Origin of the sequence: Staphylococcus sp. IVB6214 (assembly GCF_025558585.1) — a bacterium.
Lineage (GTDB): Bacteria > Bacillota > Bacilli > Staphylococcales > Staphylococcaceae > Staphylococcus.
This window is the reverse complement of the sequence record NZ_CP094723.1, coordinates 1,088,664-1,109,438: the sequence shown is the minus strand read 5'-3', so window position 1 is coordinate 1,109,438 and position 20,775 is coordinate 1,088,664. Positions and strand designations below refer to the sequence as shown.

At 37.6% G+C, this 20,775-nt stretch carries 20 protein-coding genes; 19 read left to right on the top strand and 1 reads right to left on the bottom strand.

The window, feature by feature from the left end; all coding sequences use genetic code 11:
- Window positions 1-31 precede the first annotated feature (31 nt).
- From MUA51_RS05345 to MUA51_RS05330, 4 genes are all read left to right on the top strand, one after another.
- Window positions 32-979, top strand: coding sequence for a helix-turn-helix domain-containing protein (locus MUA51_RS05345; protein ID WP_262558191.1), 948 nt, complete (start codon window positions 32-34; stop codon window positions 977-979).
- Complete coding sequence (locus tag MUA51_RS05340; RefSeq protein ID WP_262558189.1) at window positions 972-2,345, top strand: RecQ family ATP-dependent DNA helicase; 1,374 nt, start codon at window positions 972-974, stop codon at window positions 2,343-2,345. The genes MUA51_RS05345 and MUA51_RS05340 overlap by 8 nt, the downstream gene beginning before the upstream one ends.
- 152 nt (window positions 2,346-2,497) lie before the next feature.
- Window positions 2,498-4,066: a LysM peptidoglycan-binding domain-containing protein gene (locus tag MUA51_RS05335; protein ID WP_262558188.1), complete on the top strand. Its 1,569-nt coding sequence runs from the start codon at window positions 2,498-2,500 to the stop codon at window positions 4,064-4,066.
- Between the two features lie 249 nt (window positions 4,067-4,315).
- Window positions 4,316-5,302, top strand: coding sequence for a YpdA family putative bacillithiol disulfide reductase (locus tag MUA51_RS05330; RefSeq protein WP_262560873.1), 987 nt, complete (start codon window positions 4,316-4,318; stop codon window positions 5,300-5,302).
- 259 nt (window positions 5,303-5,561) lie between these two features.
- Here MUA51_RS05330 and MUA51_RS05325 read toward each other — a convergent pair whose 3' ends face one another.
- A complete protein-coding gene (locus MUA51_RS05325) occupies window positions 5,562-6,524 on the bottom strand; it encodes an asparaginase (protein ID WP_262558187.1) in 963 nt (320 codons plus the stop codon).
- Between the two features lie 76 nt (window positions 6,525-6,600).
- On the opposite strand from MUA51_RS05325, the gene cmk reads away from it, so the two are divergent.
- The 15 genes from cmk to MUA51_RS05250 all read left to right on the top strand — a co-directional run bounded on the left by cmk (window position 6,601) and on the right by MUA51_RS05250 (window position 20,763).
- A complete protein-coding gene (gene cmk, locus MUA51_RS05320; protein ID WP_262558186.1) occupies window positions 6,601-7,269 on the top strand; it encodes a (d)CMP kinase in 669 nt (222 codons plus the stop codon).
- Between the two features lie 82 nt (window positions 7,270-7,351).
- Window positions 7,352-8,533, top strand: a complete 1,182-nt coding sequence (rpsA, locus tag MUA51_RS05315; protein ID WP_262558185.1) for a 30S ribosomal protein S1 — start codon at window positions 7,352-7,354, stop codon at window positions 8,531-8,533.
- A 335-nt stretch (window positions 8,534-8,868) separates the two neighbouring features.
- The gene (gene der / locus MUA51_RS05310) at window positions 8,869-10,179 is read left to right on the top strand and encodes a ribosome biogenesis GTPase Der (RefSeq protein ID WP_262558183.1); all 1,311 of its coding nucleotides are present in this window, start codon (window positions 8,869-8,871) and stop codon (window positions 10,177-10,179) included.
- Window positions 10,180-10,200: 21 nt separating this feature from the next.
- A complete protein-coding gene (locus tag MUA51_RS05305) occupies window positions 10,201-11,199 on the top strand; it encodes an NAD(P)H-dependent glycerol-3-phosphate dehydrogenase (RefSeq protein ID WP_262558181.1) in 999 nt (332 codons plus the stop codon).
- A 176-nt stretch (window positions 11,200-11,375) separates the two neighbouring features.
- Window positions 11,376-11,648: an HU family DNA-binding protein gene (locus MUA51_RS05300; protein WP_095118132.1), complete on the top strand. Its 273-nt coding sequence runs from the start codon at window positions 11,376-11,378 to the stop codon at window positions 11,646-11,648.
- Window positions 11,649-11,792: 144 nt separating this feature from the next.
- Window positions 11,793-12,359, top strand: a complete 567-nt coding sequence (locus MUA51_RS05295) for a heptaprenyl diphosphate synthase component 1 (protein ID WP_262558180.1) — start codon at window positions 11,793-11,795, stop codon at window positions 12,357-12,359.
- A gap of 13 nt (window positions 12,360-12,372) precedes the next feature.
- The gene (locus tag MUA51_RS05290) at window positions 12,373-13,089 is read left to right on the top strand and encodes a demethylmenaquinone methyltransferase (protein WP_262558178.1); all 717 of its coding nucleotides are present in this window, start codon (window positions 12,373-12,375) and stop codon (window positions 13,087-13,089) included.
- A 12-nt stretch (window positions 13,090-13,101) separates the two neighbouring features.
- The gene (locus tag MUA51_RS05285) at window positions 13,102-14,058 is read left to right on the top strand and encodes a polyprenyl synthetase family protein (protein WP_262560834.1); all 957 of its coding nucleotides are present in this window, start codon (window positions 13,102-13,104) and stop codon (window positions 14,056-14,058) included.
- A 70-nt stretch (window positions 14,059-14,128) separates the two neighbouring features.
- The gene (gene ndk, locus MUA51_RS05280) at window positions 14,129-14,578 is read left to right on the top strand and encodes a nucleoside-diphosphate kinase (RefSeq protein ID WP_262560833.1); all 450 of its coding nucleotides are present in this window, start codon (window positions 14,129-14,131) and stop codon (window positions 14,576-14,578) included.
- Between the two features lie 223 nt (window positions 14,579-14,801).
- Window positions 14,802-15,968, top strand: coding sequence for a chorismate synthase (aroC, locus tag MUA51_RS05275; RefSeq protein ID WP_262560832.1), 1,167 nt, complete (start codon window positions 14,802-14,804; stop codon window positions 15,966-15,968).
- A 14-nt stretch (window positions 15,969-15,982) separates the two neighbouring features.
- Window positions 15,983-17,074: a 3-dehydroquinate synthase gene (aroB, locus tag MUA51_RS05270; protein ID WP_262560831.1), complete on the top strand. Its 1,092-nt coding sequence runs from the start codon at window positions 15,983-15,985 to the stop codon at window positions 17,072-17,074.
- A complete protein-coding gene (aroA, locus tag MUA51_RS05265; protein ID WP_262560830.1) occupies window positions 17,058-18,350 on the top strand; it encodes a 3-phosphoshikimate 1-carboxyvinyltransferase in 1,293 nt (430 codons plus the stop codon). Before aroB ends, aroA begins: the two co-directional genes overlap by 17 nt.
- Window position 18,351: 1 nt before the next feature.
- Window positions 18,352-19,593, top strand: coding sequence for a tetratricopeptide repeat protein (locus MUA51_RS05260; protein ID WP_262560829.1), 1,242 nt, complete (start codon window positions 18,352-18,354; stop codon window positions 19,591-19,593).
- Window positions 19,568-20,155 (top strand): YpiB family protein, encoded by a 588-nt coding sequence (locus MUA51_RS05255; RefSeq protein ID WP_262560828.1) that lies wholly within the window; start codon window positions 19,568-19,570, stop codon window positions 20,153-20,155. The genes MUA51_RS05260 and MUA51_RS05255 overlap by 26 nt, the downstream gene beginning before the upstream one ends.
- A 20-nt stretch (window positions 20,156-20,175) precedes the next feature.
- The gene (locus MUA51_RS05250; RefSeq protein ID WP_262560827.1) at window positions 20,176-20,763 is read left to right on the top strand and encodes a DUF1405 domain-containing protein; all 588 of its coding nucleotides are present in this window, start codon (window positions 20,176-20,178) and stop codon (window positions 20,761-20,763) included.
- The last annotated feature ends 12 nt before the right edge of the window (window positions 20,764-20,775 follow it).

The window sequence follows — 20,775 nt, the reverse complement described above, 5'->3', positions numbered from 1 at the left end:
ATATATACGTTTTATTATTGAGGTGTTCAACATGAAATCAATCATTGCTTATATATATCAACACGCAAGCCCCAACAAAAATCAAAAAAGCATATATAATATTATCATAGGTAAAAAGACGCATCAAACCTTTTTTGATGCGACATCTCTAAATCTAATGAGTCTTTATGGGTGTGTCCCTAACTTATCATTTGATGATTATGAGAATATTGTAACGGCATCTACGAACGAAGAAATCACGCTACCTATCTCATCAACTGCAACATACTTTATGTTACAACATTCTTTTGTTACATTGCAACTTCTGATTCAAACATTGTCACATGCACAACACGGTAATATGAAGTTTGCACCACTAACATCTCATACTGAAACGCATCAACGAGTACGTGGTATTTATACAATGATTCAAAATCAACAACTTAACACACATGTAAAACAAGAAATATTCATGCTGTTCAAAACATTGAATGCCGAACATTCAGGAAGTATCGCACATTATTTTTTAACCGGGTATGACGAAACAATGTATACAATGAAGCAAGTTGGACAGCTCCATCAGATGGATGATGATCAATTGTTTATCACGCATTACATAGATTTGTTGACTATTTATCAGTTGCTTTCTGAAAAGGAAACCTATCCAATACTGCATCAATGTCTAGCAACTGAGCAACTGAGTTACACGTTATTCCGGACAAAGTCTCTTTTACTTCAAGGGTTATCTGTTTCTGAAGTCGCACAGCAAACACAGCTTACTGAAAATACAATCCATGATCATATTCTAGACCTATTTATGCGACATCATTTGACGAATTATCATGATTATTTAACGCAAGATTTTCACAGTTTTTTAGCTTTTTACGCACAACAACCTTTTCAAAAACTCCGATTTTATAAAGCACATTTTGAATATCTTAGTTATTTTGAAATCAAGTTGGCGATTATTGGTTTTGCGAAAGGAGTATTACATGCTTAAAACAGCGTTACAGCAGTACTTTGGTTTCTCACAGTTCAGGCAAGGGCAGGAAGAGTTGATTCAAAGTGTTCTAAATGGGGAAAATACTTTAGGTATTCTACCAACCGGAAGTGGTAAAAGCTTATGTTATCAGTTGCCCACATACATTAAACAACAACCTACACTTATTATTTCTCCACTTATTTCACTGATGGATGATCAAGTTATGCAGATGAAAATGAATGGCGAACGACGGGTTGTCTCCATTCACTCTGGCATGTCACAAAGTGAACGCCAACTGGCATTTCAACAGCTGGACAGTGCACTTTTTATATTTGTAAGTCCAGAATTCATCTTACAACCACATCATTTGAATCGTATAAGAAACTTGACATTAGGGCTAATCGTTCTTGATGAAGTACACTGTTTATCTGAATGGGGGTTTGATTTTCGACCGCATTATGCGTTAATTAATCAAGTTACAGACTTATACCAACATATTCCTGTATTAGGTTTAACCGCTACTGCAACAAGCCATTTGAAGTCAGATATTGAATTTGTTACAAAACGAACGTTTACATTATTACAATCTGATATGGATCGTACGAATATTTCTTTATCGGTAGAGCACATGACGTCATATCAAGACAAAATCGAATGGATTTTAGAAACAATCGCGACTTCTGGACCGACGATTATATATGTTTCATCTAAAAAAGTATGTTTGGACATTGCAGAGCAAATCTATGCTGCGGGTTATCTTACGGGGATTTACCATGCGGATTTAAGTTATGAAGAACGGTACACTGTTCAGCAGCAGTTTTTAAAAAATGATATCCGTATTATTGTCGCAACGAGTGCCTTTGGTATGGGCGTGAATAAGCCAGATATCCGTACAATCATCCATTTCCACTTATCCAATAGTCCTTCGAGTTATTTGCAAGAGATTGGTCGAGCTGGACGAGATGGCAAACAAAGTCAAGCTATCGCACTATATCAAGAAGATGACCAATACTTATTAGAATTGCTTGCAACAGCGCACCAGATTATTGAAGAAGATATTCATTTATTTGAACAGGGAACATTGATTGATCAAGAGAAACATGACATTTTATCTGTATTATCACAACGCTATTCAGTCGAGAAGCTCCAAAAAATATTTCGTCAAAATCATCAACAAAAAGTGAGAGCACTCCAACATATGCTGCAATATGCCAATATACAAACATGTCGACGTCAACAACTCATGCGCTATTTCAATATGTCTGTAAAAACGAATGGAAACTGCTGTGACATATGTGGAATATCCCACCAAATACATGAAAAAAACAGAAAAAAGGTATATCGAAAAATATCCTATGAAGAAAAATTAGAAACTTTGTTCTAATAAATCTCTCAATGCTTTACACCGTAATTTTAAACAGGCTATAATCTAATTAAGAAGTGTATTGAAAAAGTAATAATGGAGATGCGCACACGTTTTATTTTAGAAGTTGATTTAATATTTCTATTTGTAGCGTAAAAGAAAGGATGAAGAAAGTGTCAAAAGATAATTTCAAGGATGAATTTGAACGCAATCGCCAAGAAATCAATCCGACTAAAGAAGACCTATCAACAGCTGATGACACATCGAGCAAAGAAACAGATGCATCAGACAACAATAGCATGCAACATTTTCCACCACGAAATACACAGAGAAGACATCGAAAACGTGACCGCAATCAGCATAACGTAAAAGAGCATACTGATTCAGTTGAAGCAGAAAAATCTACACAATCTGAACAACATTCAAAACCAGTTAAAACGCCTGAAACAGACAAACAAGAAACGAGCAAAAAACAATCAGAGCAAGAGACGAAACAAACAGATCATGATACGAAAAAACAAGTCGCTGGTGCTGGTGTCGTAGCTGGTGCAAGTGCTGTCACTTCTAAGCAGCAAGACAAAGCAACGAAAGATTCAACGAACAATGATGATAAAAAGCACACAACAAATAACTTAGGGGTTGCGGGTGGTGTAGCCGCTTCGAAACCACACAACACAAAAAACAAATCTGATGATCAGCCATCATCAAATAAAGACAATAAAAAGAAGGCGGCCACGGCTGGTGTTGCTGCCGGTGCTGCCTTAGCTACTTCTTCTAAAAAACAAAGTAACAAAGCACATTCTGATACAAAGTCACCATCTAACAAGGATGATAAGAACAATGTGGCAACTGCGGGTGCAGGTGCGGCTGCTACTTCTAAAGGACAAGCTACTAGCACCAATACTAATTCTACATCAGAGGCGAACAACAGCAGTAAAAAGAAAGCTGCGGCTGCAGGTGTAGCAACCGGTGCAGGTGCGACTGCTACTTCTAAAGGACAAGCTACTAGCGCCAATACTAATTCTACATCAGAGGCGAACAATGGCAGTAAAAAGAAGGCTGCGGCTGCTGCGAGTGCCGCAACTTTGGGAGCGGGTGTAACAAAAGCTTCAGCAAAAAATAATGAAACACCTAATACATCTGTATCAAATGGTGCAGGTGGCGGTGGATTCTTAATGAGAATTCTCCCAATTATCGCAGCAATTTTAATTCTTGGAACAGTTGCGATTTTTGGTGGTATGTATTTATTCAATCAAGATCAAGGTTCAAGTCAAAACGATACTCAGCTTACACAACAATCTGATAAAAATGACAAAGAACAAGCGAAAAAAGATCAAGAAGCTAAAGAGAAAGCTGCAAAAGAGAAAGCAGCGAAAGAGCAGGAAGCGAAAGAAAAAGCTGAAAAACAAAGAATTGCGAAAGAAAAAGCCGAAAAACAAAGAATTGCGAAAGAAAAAGCCGAAAAAGAGAAAGCTGCAAAAGAACAAGAAGCACAAAATGCAGCAAACAATCAAAATGCGAATAATCAATATGCAAATCAAAATGGAAACCAACAAAATGCACAGCAACAGCAACAAAATGCAGGTAATCAGTCACATACGGTAGGTGGCAGCGAAAACTTATACCGTATTGCGATTCAATACTATGGTAGTGGATCACCTGAAAATGTTGAAAAGATTAGACAAGCGAATGGCATTAGTGGTAACAACATTAGTAATGGACAACAATTGATTATTCCATGATATTTAACGAGAAGAAGTATTCCATGTTTACTTGACGGTAAAAGGAATACTTCTTTTTGCGATTGTAACAGCAACTTGCATTGTCAAAACTTATTCATTTTGTTTGCTTTAAAAAGTTGCTATAATATTCGGGGATTAGATAGATTAATGTACGTAAATACCATGCTAGTATGCGAATAGGAGGCAACACTAATTCTAAAGTAGCATAATATGACAAAGCGTTTCATATTTTTAGTTTTAGTAGTAAAGATGAAAACAATTGAAAGTATTATTATCGGTGGCGGACCATGTGGTCTAAGTGCTGCGATCGAACAGCAAAAGAAAGGCATTGAAACATTAATTATTGAAAAAGGGAATGTCGTTGAAGCCCTTTATCATTATCCAACACACCAAACTTTCTTTTCTTCAAGTGACAAACTCAGTATCGGTGATGTGCCATTTATTGTTGAAGACTTAAAACCACGCCGTAATCAAGCACTCGTTTATTATCGAGAAGTGGTAAAACACCATCAATTAAAGATCAATACTTTTGAAGAAGTGTTAACCGTTCGTAAAATGAACAATCACTTTACGATTACCACAACAAAAGATGTGTATCAATGCCGATTCTTGACAATCGCAACAGGTTATTATGGGCAACCAAATACATTAGACGTTGATGGCGCTACTTTACCTAAAGTAATGCATTATTTTAAAGAAGCACATCCATACTTCAATCAAAATGTTGTTATTATTGGTGGTAAAAACTCAGCAGTTGATGCTGCTATTGAGTTAGAAAAAGCCAATGCTAAAGTGACGGTTATTTATCGTGGGTCAGAGTATTCACCATCTGTTAAACCTTGGATATTACCAAACTTCGATTCACTTGTTCGTCGTGGAAATATCGATATGTATTTCGATAGTCATGTAACAGAAATTACCGAATCAACGGTTACTTTTGAGACGAATGGTGAGACAAAAACAATCGACAATGACTTTGTCTTTGCAATGATTGGCTATCACCCAGATTATGACTTCTTAACATCAGTTGGTATCGATATCAATACGACAAGTTATGGAACAGCACCTGTCTATAATAAAGATACGTATGAGACAAATGTTGAAAACTGCTATATTGCAGGGGTTATCGCTGCAGGAACAGATGCAAATAGTATCTTTATAGAAAATGGCAAATATCACGGTGTATCTATCGCACAAGATATCTTAACCAAAAAGCAGTCACCATTAGAATCATAATGTCATTTAAAAAGTGAGTAGGAGACCTAAATAGGGTTTCCTGCTCACTTTTTTATGCTTAATCTATAATCTAGCCAAAGACGCTCAATGACCAAAGCTTACTAAAACATGAATATAATGCGTCCTTTCTTCAATAAGTTAGGGGATATTTTCCATTCAGAAGATAGCATGAACATATATGACCTAACTCAACTCTGATCATGGGACAGAAAACATCTACGTCACGAAGCTTGAATATATTCACACTTTCACTTTTTAATCAATCATTAAAATAGTGACGAATTTGATCATGATTGTAATGATTGCTTAATGCGACTAATAGTTTTAAACGTGCCTTCTGCCCATTTAAACCATTTGAGAAGATGACACCTTTATTTTGAAGTTGGTGTCCACCACCTGCATAGCTATAAACAGCACTCACAATACCATTAAACGATCTTGATACGAGAACTATCGGAATTTGGGATGCGAGACATTTGTCTAATCCCTCTAATGCGGTAGGCGGCAAGTTACCTTGTCCTAAAGCTTCAATTACGATACCGTCAACGTGCTGATCAGCATAAAATGCCAGTACTTCACTCCCCATATCCATGTGCGCCTTAATTAACGGTACATTCAGATGTGTATCAATTTCCGACAAAGTTGTCTTCTCATAAGGTCGATGGTGGAAATAAATACCTGACTTCGTGATCACACCTAGTGGTCCATGATTCGGACTTTGAAACGTATTCGTATTGGATGTGTGCGTTTTCGTCACATTACGTGCTGTATGTATTTCATCATTAAATACGACCATAACCCCTTTATGATGAGATGCATCTGCTACCGCGACCCGAATGGATGCGATAAAGTTGTATAAGCCATCCGAACCAATTTCGTTGGATGAGCGCATTGCACCCGTGATAACGACTGGTTTTGTAATTGAAAGTGTCAAATCGAGAAGAAAAGCTGTTTCTTCTAATGTATCTGTACCATGAGTGATAACAAAACCATCATATTCATCACAGTGTGACATAATAAGTTGTCTAATTTCTTTGACATGACGGATTGAAATATGTGGAGAAGGAACAGTAAAAGGCATCACTTCTTTAATATCTGCATATGTTTGTATAAGTTCTTGATGATTTGCAATAGGATTATCGCCATTTGTGTTGACTGTATTCGATTCATCTTGAGACATGCTGATTGTCCCACCAGTATGAATCACTAATAATTTTTTCATTTGATTTCCTCCTGTTAAATAACTCCCTTATTATGATAAAATATTGTCATACAAACAACAACAAGGAAGGTTTATGATGACTGCTATTAATATTGCGATTGATGGACCAGCGGCGGCTGGGAAAAGCACCATTGCGAAACGCGTTGCAACAAAACTAAATATGATCTATGTCGATACTGGTGCGATGTACCGTGCGATTACTTATTTTTATTTGAACAACCAACAACAGTTTAACGACTTTGACGCTATGATGGCTCATGTCGACTTAAATTTAGTATACGATGAAGTGAAAGGACAGCGCGTTATTTTAAATGATGACGACGTAACAGAATACTTACGCAGCAATGAAGTGACAGAGAACGTGTCATTCGTTGCTTCTAAAGATGCTGTGCGCAAATATTTAGTAAAGGCACAACAAGCACTTGCTGAAAATAAAGGGATTGTGATGGATGGTCGTGATATCGGCACAACTGTTCTTCCAAATGCAGAAGTAAAGGTATATATGATCGCTTCTGTTGAAGAACGTGCGCATCGTCGGTTGAAAGATAATGACGAACGTGGTATACCATCGACACTCGAACAACTGAAAAAAGATATTGCCGATCGAGATGCCTATGATATGAACCGTGAAATCTCACCACTTGTCAAAGCAGAAGATGCTGTTGAAATCAATACAACCGGGATGACTATTGAAGCGGTTACAGAACGTATTCTACAACTTGCCAAAGATGCAAAAGCAAAATAAGTTAGAAATATGGAAATTTCTTGACAATTTGTGTCATTTGTAAGATGTTATTAATATGTAGTAATACAAGGAGGCATATAAGATGACAGAAGAATTCAATGAATCAATGATTACAGACATTAAAGAAGGCGACAAGGTTACAGGTGAAGTACAACAAATCAATGACAAGCATGTTGTTGTACATGTAAACGGCGCAAAATTCAATGGGATTATCCCAATCAGCCAACTCACAACACATCATGTAGAAGATGCACATGAAGTTGTTAAAGTCGGCGATGAAATTGGAGCATACGTAACAAAAATCGAAATTGACGAAGAAAACGAATCCGGTAGCTATATCTTATCTAAACGTCAATTAGAAGAAGAAAAATCGTATGAATTCTTACAAGAGAAACTTGATAACAATGAAACGATTGAAGCAACTGTTACAGAAGTTGTTAAAGGTGGATTAGTTGTAAATGTAGGTCAACGTGGTTTTATTCCTGCATCACTCATTTCAACTGATTACATTGAAGATTTCTCTGATTATGAAGGGGAAACACTTGAACTTAAAGTTGAAGAGTTAGACCCTTCAAATAATCGTGTCATCCTTAGCCGTAAAGCCGTTGAAGCAGAAGAAAATGCTAAGAAAAAAGAAGTGCTTTTAAGTACTATTAAAGAGGGCGACGTTGTAGAAGGTAAAGTTGCCCGTCTTGCTAACTTTGGTGCTTTTATCGATCTTGGCGGCGTTGACGGCTTGGTTCACGTATCTGAGTTATCTCACGAACACGTTTCTTCTCCTGACGAAGTTGTCGCTGTTGGTGATACGGTAAAAGTCAAAGTACGTTCTGTTGAACCAGGTTCTGAACGTGTCTCTTTATCTATCAAAGACACATTACCGAGTCCATTTGAAACAATTCAATCAAAATTTAACGAAGGTGATGTTGTAGAAGGTAAAGTTATGCGCCTTGCAAGTTTTGGTGCTTTCGTTGAGATTGGCCCTGGCTTACAAGGTCTTGTTCACATCTCTGAAATCAGCAACAAACATATCGGTTCTCCAAATGAAGTATTAGAACCAGGTCAAACAGTAGATGTTAAAATTTTAGGTATTAATCCTGCTGAAGAACGTATCTCACTTTCTATCAAAGCAGCAGCACCAGCTGAAGAGACGAACGAAGCATCAGCGGAAACCACGGAACAATACACACTTTCAACAGATGATGACAGCAACAACCCAACTTTAGGGGATGTATTCGCTGATAAGTTTAAAAACCTTAACCTCTAATTCATTAATGTCTAAATGTAGACTGATAAGTTACACTGAGTAGCTTATCAGTCTATTCTTTTGTAGAGACAGATGCACTTTGCCTTTATTGTATGTGCCTTTAAACGAATCACTGATTACAATACCGTTTTCCTTATCGTAAAAGAGCATGCTATAATACAAATAATGAAAAATTCAAAGATGAGGGTATTGAGATAGAGAAGCTGTCCTACTCCCGATAAACAAAACACAACTAGCATTGTAAAAAGATGTAGACATGAAATTTTTTGAAAAACGACATTTCTATGATGGATATGCTAGAATAATAAAGATATTGATAGAGAGGAAGAACATTTATGACGAAACCAGTAGTGGCGATTGTAGGTCGCCCAAACGTTGGGAAATCAACGATATTTAACCGTATCGTTGGTGAACGTGTCTCTATTGTAGAAGATACACCAGGGATTACACGAGATCGAATTTATGCGAGTGGAGATTGGCTCACACATGATTTTAATATTATTGATACAGGCGGTATTGAAATAGGAGATGCACCGTTTCAAACGCAAATTCGGGCACAAGCTGAAATTGCGATTGATGAAGCGGATGTCATCATCTTTATGACGAATGTTCGTGAGGGTGTTACACAAAGTGACGAGATGGTTGCTCAAATGCTCTACAAGTCTAAAAAGCCGGTTGTCCTTGCAGTAAACAAAGTAGATAATCCTGAAATGCGTAATGATATATATGATTTCTATACATTAGGATTTGGTGAACCATACCCACTTTCAGGGTCACATGGTCTTGGACTAGGTGACTTGTTAGAAGCAGTCGCAAAACATTTCAAACCTGAAGAAGAAGATCCTTATGATGATTCGGTTATTAGACTATCCTTGATTGGTCGCCCAAATGTTGGTAAGTCTAGTCTAGTGAATGCAATATTAGGTGAAGAACGTGTTATCGTTTCAAATATTGCAGGAACAACGCGTGATGCGATTGATACAGAATATAGTTATGATGGACAAGATTATGTCCTTATCGATACAGCAGGGATGCGTAAAAAAGGGAAAGTGTATGAAACAACAGAAAAATATTCTGTATTACGTGCACTCAAGGCGATTGAACGTTCTAATGTTGTACTCATCGTCTTAGATGCAGAAACAGGTATCATCGAACAAGATAAGCGTGTTGCGGGCTATGCTCATGAAGAAGGTAAAGCCATCGTCATCGTTGTCAACAAATGGGATACATTAGAAAAAGACAGTAAAACAATGAAACGCTTTACGGATGATATTCGTAATAACTTTCAATTTTTAGATTATGCACAAATCGCATTCGTTTCAGCTAAAGAAGGAACACGTCTACGCACGTTATTCCCGCTCATTAACGAAGCTAGCGAAAATCATAAAAAACGTGTTCAAAGTTCTACATTGAATGAAGTCATTACTGATGCCATTTCTATGAACCCAACACCGACAGATAAAGGGCGTCGCTTAAATATTTTCTATACAACACAAGTCGCAATTGAACCACCGACATTTGTTGTATTTGTTAATGATGTAGAGCTCATGCACTTTTCTTATAAGCGTTATTTAGAAAATCAAATACGAAGTGCCTTTGGTTTTGAAGGTACACCAGTACACATTATCGCTCGTAAGCGAAATTAGTATGATGGAGGGCATATCAATATGACTGCAATTACAGTATTCGGCACTGGAAGTTTTGGTACGGCTTTAGCGAATGTTCTAGCAGATAACGGGCACGACACATTGATGTGGGGGAAAACTGTCAAAACTGTCGAAGAAATTAATACGAAACATTCAAACTCTGCCTATTTGAAAGATGCAACAATGAATGAATCAGTGCGTGCGACGAATGATATTCAAGAAGCTGTCAACCATGCGGATATCTATCTTGTCGCTATTCCAACAAAAGCCATTCGTTCCGTGCTATCTCAAGTAGATGCATTATTAACATCAAAAAAACAGTTTATTCATGTAGCAAAAGGGATTGAGAATCAAACGTTCAAACGTGTTTCAGAAATGATTGAAGATGTGATCTCTCCTGAGCATAACGGTGGTGTCGGTGTCTTGTCTGGTCCGAGTCACGCCGAAGAAGTTGTCATTCAGCAACCTACTACGGTAGCAGCTGCATCAAGCTGTCCAGAATTATGTCAAACAATTCAAGACTTGTTTATGACAGATTATTTACGTGTCTACACAAACAAAGATCTCATCGGTGTTGAAATCGGTGGGGCATTGAAGAATATTATTGCGATAGCAAGTGGTGTCCTTGCTGGCTTAGGTTACGGTGATAATGCTAAAGCTGCACTCATTACACGTGGTTTAGCTGAAATTACACGACTTGGTGTCAAATTAGGTGCAGACCCACTGACATTCCAAGGGTTAGGTGGCATTGGTGATCTAATTGTGACATGTACATCAACACATTCACGAAACTACTCATTAGGCTTTGCACTTGGAAGTGGAAAAACATTGCAAGAAATACTCGATGAAATGAACATGGTTACTGAAGGTGTTTATACAACAGAATCTGTATATCACTTAGCAAAACAAATGGATGTCGATATGCCAATAACGAATGCACTTTATCACGTGTTATTCGAGTCACAACCTGTCGAAGAAGCACTCAAAGATTTAATGGGTAGAACAAAAAAATCAGAGTAATTTAATCCATTTTATTAAATTTGGGATATTCCAAAGCTAAAAAATCACTAAAAATGCGATGAAACCGCCGTTTTTCGTATATAAATGATTGCAGATATACCTAATATTGTGTTAAAGTCATACCATAATGATAAATGAGTTATCATTACATAACCTTTAAGGAGGCGAACTTGGAAATGAACAAAACAGACTTAATCAACGCGGTTGCTGAACAAGCAGACTTAACTAAAAAAGATGCGAGCTTAGCAGTTGATGCCGTTTTCGAATCAATTCAAAACTCACTAGCTAAAGGTGACAAAGTACAATTAATCGGTTTCGGAAACTTCGAAGTACGTGAACGTGCTGCTCGTAAAGGACGCAACCCACAAACAGGTAAAGAAATCGACATCCCTGCAAGCAAAGTACCAGCTTTCAAAGCAGGTAAAGCTTTAAAAGACGCAGTTAAATAATTCTTTTATCTACAAAAAAGCCCTCATCACGATGTGGGTTTTTTTGTTTGCCGTTATATTTAATAGGTCATTCCGATAATTCGCATTTTAATTTTTAGGGGTTAGTGTTAATATAGATAGTGACTAAATTGAGAGGTGACGCACATGTCAAATACGTATCAGTTACTCGAACAGCAAATTAATCAACGTCTAGACAGAATAGAAAAACCGCAAGTTATACATATCAATCATGCGTTGAGTCATGTGCTTGACTCGATACATGTGCCAACCCAAGCAAAACTTGCATGTCTCTCAATTGACACTTCACTGAAACACCTCGATGAAGTCAGCTATCAAGGGATAGAGCGTGATGGCATTCTCATTGGGGATTTATTAAGTGCACATTACTACACGTTGCTGTCAGAACTTAACAATGCAGAATTTCAATTAAAAATGAGTCAGGCAATCATTAAAATCAATGAACTAAAGTCATCATTACAACATCAATCTGATCATCTCCCACAATCACAAGTTGTCGAAATCATCTATCAGATAGAAACATTGTTGTTGCAACAAGTGTTAGATGTGTATCAACCTGATAAAATGACAGGTGCAGTTACTGCGACACTGATCGAAAAATTACAAGTAACAGATCTCAGCTATCTCACAATATTTGATAGTGAGACATCGGATATGTTATTTCGCCAGTTACAAGAAAAATATACAAACTAATGAGGGTTAAACTATGAGTAAAAATAAAGCAAATAAAGAACAAGTACATGAAGTCTTCCAAAATATTTCCGGAAAATACGATCGATTAAACAATATTATCAGTTTTGAACAACATAAAAGTTGGCGCAAAAAAGTGATGAAAGAAATGAATGTACAACCTGGTTCAATCGCTCTAGACGTTTGTTGTGGTACAGCAGATTGGACAATTGCGTTAAGTCATGCAGTGGGTCCAGACGGCGAAGTGACAGGTCTTGATTTTAGTGAAAATATGTTAAAAGTTGGCGAAGAAAAAACAAGCGCAATGGACAACATTCGTCTCGTTCAAGGTGACGCAATGGCGCTACCTTTTGAAGATAATACTTTTGATTATGTGACAATTGGATTTGGATTACGAAATATTCCGGATTATAAGGTCGCATTAGCAGAGATGTATCGTGTACTTAAACCAGGTGGCATGGCTGTATGTTTAGAAACAAGCCAACCGACAATACCAGTTTTCAAACAAGCTTATCAGCTTTACTTTAAATTTATTATGCCATTGTTTGGTAAATTATTCGCTAAGTCTAAGTCAGAATATGAATGGTTACAACAATCAGCTTTTGACTTCCCAGATCGAGAAACATTAAAGAAATTGTTTGAAAGTGTCCATTTCCAAAACGTTAAAGTTAAAAGCTTTACGGGTGGTGTTGCAGCGATGCACCTCGCTTATAAACCGAACACGAATGATTAAAAGGTGAGTAGCATGTCGAAAATTAATTTAAATCAAGAAATAAAGACAATTGAAAAAAGGCTTCAGTCGTTAATTAAAAGCGATGATCCAATATTGGAATCTGCTGCGAATCATTTATTAAAATCAGGGGGCAAGCGTGTAAGGCCTTTGTTTGTCATTTTGAGTAGCTATGCTGGTTCTGATCAAGCGAATGAATCTGCGTATCGTGTAGCAACCGCTCTTGAACTCATTCATATGGCAACGCTTGTACATGATGATGTGATTGATTATAGTGACAAACGTCGTGGAAAAAAAACGATTGAAAAACAATGGGATAAACCAACTGCCATTTTGACAGGGAATTTCTTGCTCGCACGTGCATTAGAATATCTATCCTATATCGAGGATCCTCGCATCCATCGTACTTTATCAGCGGCAATCACAGAAGTTTGTCGTGGAGAACTTTTTCAATTTCAAGATCAATTCCGATCTGATCAATCTATGACGAATTATTTGCGTAGAATCAATCGTAAAACGGCTCTGCTCATCCAATTATCAACTGAAGTCGGTGCGATGACTTCTGGTGCCGATGCACAGACAGTTCGTACAATGCGTCAAATCGGTCATTATATCGGCATGAGTTTCCAAATAATTGATGATATATTGGACTTTACGAGTACAACAGAAAAGCTAGGAAAACCGGTTGGCAGCGACTTGCGTAACGGTCATTTAACGTTACCTGTATTACTAGAAATGCGTCGAGATCAGGTATTCAAACAAAAAGTTGCATCGCTTCATCCGGATGCAGATGCCGAACTGTTTGAAGATTGTGTAGCACAAATCAGACGTTCTGATGTCATTGCACAGTCAAAAGAGATAAGTGCGCAATATCTTAGCAAAGCAACACAGCAACTAGATTTATTATCAAATGATGCATTGAAACCACTTTTCCAAAAAATCATTCATAAACTACAACATCGCATGCGTTAATTTGTAATTGAAAGCGCTTTACATACGTGATAGTATATTGATGTATGTTTATTAATAAGGGGGATTTTTCATGGAAAGAACATTTGTAATGATTAAGCCAGATGCGGTTCAACGTAAACTGATTGGAGAAATCGTACAACGCATCGAACGTAAGGGGTTAAAACTAGTCGGTGCGAAGTTAATGACTGTACCGCAATCTTTAGCAGAGACACATTATGCTGAACATAAAGAAAGACCATTCTACAATAGTTTGATTAGCTTTATTACATCAGCGCCTGTTTTTGCGATGGTATTAGAAGGAGAAGATGCAGTCAACGTCTCTCGTCATATCATCGGTGCAACGAACCCATCAGAAGCATCACTAGGCACAATTCGTGGTGATTTAGGTTTAACAGTAGGTCGCAATGTCGTTCACGGCTCTGACTCAGTTGAATCCGCAGAACGAGAAATTGCACTTTGGTTTGATGAATCAGAAATTAGTTCATACACTTTACCAGAAGAGGTATGGGTATACGAATAAGCGTATCATTTATGGAAGGGTCTATTGGGCCTTTCTTTTTTTATTTCAATGTTTGTATAGCGTTGGTTTTTAATCAGTAAAAGCGGTAAAATATTTTGAAGTTTTCTGTTAATTAAATATATGATTTATGCTATGATGAGAAACATATCTATTAAGTGAGCGATTGTAAATACTTGTCTTAGGGTAGATACATATTTTGCGCTTGAGAAGGAGTGTTATACAGATGAGGTTTTTAACAGCTGGAGAATCACATGGCCCACAACTCACAGTCATTGTTGAAGGGTTACCTGCAAATATGAAAGTGGATATTGAATCTTTGAATAAAGAGATGTATAAGCGACAAGGTGGGTATGGTCGTGGGCGACGTATGCAAATTGAAAAAGATAGTGTCGAGATTGTTTCAGGTGTCCGTCACGGCTACACACTCGGCAGTCCAATTACAATTGTGATAAAAAATGATGATTTTACACACTGGCGGAATATCATGAGTGCAGCACCGATTAGCGAACAAGAAGAAGCTGATATGAAGCGTGTCATTACTAAACCTAGACCCGGGCATGCTGACTTAGTTGGGGGACTAAAATATCAACATCGAGACTTACGCAATGTACTCGAACGTTCATCTGCACGTGAAACCGCTGCACGTGTTGCCGTTGGTGCCTTATGCAAACAATTGTTACAACAACTAGATATTGATGTATACAGTCGTGTGGTTGCTATTGGCGGCGTTCATGATGCTTCAGAATACGATATCGCAACAATTAAAGAACGCGTAGATAGCAATGATGTACGTGTTGTTGACGAAACAATTGCTCAACAAATGAGAGACAAGATTGATCAAGCAAAGCAAGAAGGCGATTCTATTGGTGGTGTTGTTCAAGTCATTGTAGATCATATGCCTGTCGGAATCGGCAGTTATGTACATTACGACCGCAAGTTAGATGGCCGCATCGCACAAAGTGTCGTCGGTATTAATGCATTTAAAGGTGTATCGTTTGGCGAAGGTTTTACGGCAGGTGATAAGTTAGGAAGCGAAATTCAAGATCCAATCCTTTATGACGAAACATCTGGTTACTACCGTGCTTCTAATCATCTCGGTGGTTTAGAAGGTGGGATGTCGAATGGAATGCCATTAGTTGTCAATGGTGTAATGAAGCCAATCCCAACATTATATCGACCATTAGCTTCTGTCGATATCAATTCAAAAGAACCATTCAAAGCGACAATTGAACGCTCGGATAGCTGTGCAGTTCCCGCTGCAAGTATTGTCTGTGAACACGCTGTAACTTTTGAAGTCGCACGTGCTCTATTAGAAGAATTTGAGTCGAATGATTTGTCGATTCTCAAAAAACAAGTCAATCAACGTCGTGAAATGAATATTAATTTTTAATAGGAGGTACGTTCATGGAATTCACAACGACATATGTATCTCAAAATTATCCCGTCGTCGTTTCACATCAAGCAATTCAGAGACTAATGCAATATACAGATGACTATCAACATGTCTTTGTATTTGTAGACGAACATGTTTCAGCACATTGGTCTTCAAAAATTCAAGCAGTGACTGAGTCTCGTGTCGATAGGACGTTTATATTACCGGCGGGAGAGCAAGTTAAAACATTTGAACATTTCCAATCCTACTTAGAACAATTATTAAGTTTTCAACCAAGTAGAAATACATGTCTTATCGCTATTGGTGGTGGTGCAGTTGGTGATTTTGTTGGTTTCTTAGCTGCGACATTGCTGCGAGGTGTCGACTTCATTCAAGTACCGACGACGATTTTAGCGCATGATTCAAGTATCGGCGGAAAAGTAGGAATTAATGCAACTCAAGGCAAAAACTTAGTCGGTGCATTCCATAGACCTGCAGCTGTGCTCTATGATTTAGACTTTTTGACCACACTGCCACCAGATGAAGTATTGAGTGGTTATGGTGAAGTATACAAACACGGACTACTTAATGGTGCTTCATCAATAAAAGCGCTGGAATCATCATACAATAATCGTGCTTCATTGTTAAAATTAATCAATATGGAACAATATTTGATGGAAGGTATTCAAACAAAACTCAACATTGTTGTGAATGACGAAAAGGAACGTGGACAACGACAATGGTTAAATCTTGGACACACATTTGGACATGCGGTTGAATATGCGACAAAAATCCCACATGGACATGCAGTGATGATCGGGATTCTCTATCAAATGATCGTTTCAAATCAAATGCTTGGGTCGTCGCATCAAGTTCAACACTATTATGATTATTTTCAAGCACTTGGTTATCCGCTTCATTTGATTGATACACTTACTTTTGAACCATTATTACAACTGATGAAACAAGATAAGAAAAACAATCAATCGGGTATACGTATGGTATTGCTCAAAAATATTGGCGAACCGACTGTTGAAACCGTTGAAATAGAGATACTGCAGCAAGCTTTTAATCGCTTGAAGTTGCTAAGAAAGGAGTCATCCGAAAATGACAACATTGATTGACATACAAGGTCCGTTGAAAGGGGAAGTCATCGTTCCAGGCGATAAATCGATGACGCACCGTGCCATCATCCTATCTTCGTTAGCGAAAGGGCAATCTACCATTTATCAACCGCTGCTTGGGGAAGATTGTTTGCGCACAGCAGAAATTTTTCGATTACTTGGTGTGTCTATCGCTATTCAAGATGATCGCATTGTCATTGATTCGCCTGGCTATAAGCACTTTAAAACACCACACCAAGTGCTTTACACGGGCAACTCGGGAACGACAACACGTTTGCTCGCTGGATTGTTAGGTGGTGTTGGCATACAAAGCGTGTTATCAGGCGATTTTTCAATTGGCAAACGACCAATGGGGCGTATTTTGACACCGTTGCAACAAATGAATATTGATATTTCAGGTGTTGATGGAGACTATACACCATTAATTATTCAACCAAGTTCTGTTAAAGGCATTCACTATCAAATGCCTGTCGCAAGTGCACAAGTCAAAAGTGCAATCTTATTCGCTGGATTGTTTGCTGATGAAGAAACTGTCATAGATGAAATCGATCTCTCACGTAATCATACAGAAACAATGTTTGCGCACTACGGTATTCCGATTGAAACTGACTCTTTACAAGTGTCCCTCCCTTCACGTGGTATCGATCACATTGAACAAGCTGATTTTTATGTGCCGGGAGATATCTCATCAGCTGCTTTCTTTATTGTTGCTGGTTTAATGATTCCTGGCAGTGATATTACAATACATCATGTTGGCATTAATCCAACACGAGATGGTATTCTAGAAGTTGTCAAAAAGATGGGTGGGAACCTTACTATTTTCAATGTTACTGAAGGGCCTGAACCGACCGCATCTATCCGTGTACAATATACACCTACTTTGAAAAGTACTGAAATCAGTGGAAACTTGATTCCTAGATGTATTGATGAACTACCTATCATTGCATTACTCTGTACACAAGCCCAAGGTTCAAGTATTATAAAAAATGCTGAAGAATTAAAGGTAAAAGAAACCAATCGCATTGACACAACGGCAAATGAATTAAACAAGCTCGGTTTAGCACTCGAACCTACGGAAGATGGTCTTATTATTCATCCATCCTCAATCACAAAAGTGGCTAAACTCGATAGTCATACAGACCATCGTATCGGTATGATGTTGGCAATTGCTTCAATCTTGTCACAAGAAAAGTATCATATTGAGCGATTTGACAGTGTCAATGTGTCATTTCCTGGCTTCTTAAATGTCTTAAAACAATTAGAAAATGAGGGATAACATGCAAGACATCTATAAGTTAATCGACGACATCAATAGTCAGAAATTAGAAGATATTAATAGTCGTGTAGAACAAGCGATTCAATCAGACCATGATGAAGCTTTATTCCTTCTCGGTGAAACATTATACCGTTTCGGACTTATGCCGCAGGGACTGGATGTTTTTAGAGCACTCTATATGAAATATCCAGATGAAGCAGACGTACTCATTTATTTTATTGAAGGTTTGATTTCTGAAAATCATACCGATGAAGCTTTAGAATATTTAAATGATGTGGAATTAACTCCTGAACGTTTAATGTTAGAAGCAGACTTATATCAACAAATCAATATGACAGATGTTGCGATTGATAAAGTACAACAAGCGATTGATATGCAACCTTCAGATCCGATATTGCACTTTGCAATTGCAGAATTATTTTATTATGACGGTCAATATCTTCGTGCATCACGTGAATATGATACAGTTCTTGAAGCAGGGGAACACATGGTTAATGGTGTGAATCTTTTCTCACGCCTTGCTGACAGCAGTTTACAAAGTGGGAACTATTCAGATGCCTTACAATGGTTTGAAGAAATTCATGAACAAGAAATGACTTCGGAAGATTATTTCAAAAAAGCAATTGCATTTGATAAAAATGATTTAACACAAGAAGCTATTAAAATCATACGTACATTATTACAAAAAGATCCTGATTATATGCAAGCGTATTTTTACTTACAACAACTGTACGAAAATGAAAAAGCATATGAAGATGCAATTGAAATCGGGACAAAAGGATTACGCCTTAACCAATTTTATAAAGAGTTGATGTATACGACAGGTGCATTACAAGTCGAACATGGTGACGCAGAAGTTGGGGTGTCATTATTAAAGCAAGCACTAGAAGTGGACCCTGCTTATCAAGAACCATTGATGTTACTGGCAGACTATTATCGCAACGAAGAAGATAATGAAGGACTTATCTCATTGATTCAATATACTGAAGAAGATGATATGGATCCACAATTCATGTGGCAAATCGCCTATGCACTTGGAGAAGAAGAACGCGATAAAGAGGCACAACATTTCTATGCACTTGCACATGAAACGCTGCACAGCAACATTGATTTTCTCGGCGACTATTATCACTATGTCGTTGAGATTGGTGATACAACAACACGAGAGAAACTTTTAGATCGACTTATCGAATTAGAACCAAACAATACGCAGTGGCATGAAGAACGTGAGCGCTATTTATAATTATAATGCCTTATCTGATACACCTTTATATGTAGCAAAGCAACAGTTTATCGCATATTTACTATCACACTATACATTCAAATCACGCATTAGTGTTTGGTTGCTTAATTATATCAGGGCAAATAGACAACTTCTCGATCATATTCGCTTTGTCGATCAAGTCATTGAAAATCATCCGACTTTAACACTCAGCACATCAGAATCTGAAGCGCATGCCATTCGTTATGATGATGACACATTTCATCTCATTAATACGAATCAAATTTTTCATGTCGTCCTTGCGTCAAACAAAACAATCGACATCAAACTTCATTTCGATCACCAAATGACAAGAGATGCACACCTTGATCACATCTTGTTACATCAGTTACTACAACAATCTAATCATGCAGACTACATGCGTGATTTATATCATATTGAACTTTCGCAAGCGACCGAGCAGGGTTTATTAACAATGCTTTCATCACAAATTGATATGAGTCTCACAATGCAAGATGCAGAAGCATTCTATCATTTCACACGTTTGCGTAATACGATAAAATTGCGTCGACTTTCTCAATAAATTGTCACGAGGTAAATATCATGTCTCATAAAGAACTCATGCACGCTTTTTTGTATGATAGGCCATTTCTTTACTTTTTACTTTTCTGCAACGTATTAGGGACGATATATGGTTATATATGGTATGAAGGTCAACTATCACAAACATCGTGGTATTTTTGGCCGTTCGTACCTGACAGTCCAACAGCAACCCTTTTCTTATCAATCAGTATCTTGTTGTTTCTGTTGAATAAACAATCAGCTATTGTTGATACACTCGCCTTTGTAACACTATTCAAATATGGCGTTTGGGCTGTCATCATGAATCTCATGCTTTTTTATGAAGACAACACCATCTATATCGTAGGGGTCATGCTTATCATGTCACATGGCATCATGGCGATTCAAGCACTCATATTCATACCAAGATTTCGTTTTACACTTGTGAGTCTCTCAGTTGCACTCATATGGGTTATTCATAACGATGTCATCGACTATGTATTTCACCAATACCCTGTATATGGATCCTTAGATCGATACGAGAGTCTCATTGGTTATATCGCATTTTGGCTATCGATGATACCGCTCCTTTACGTTATTTCAAAAATTAAGCGCCGCACAAGTAAATAGTTTGACCCTATA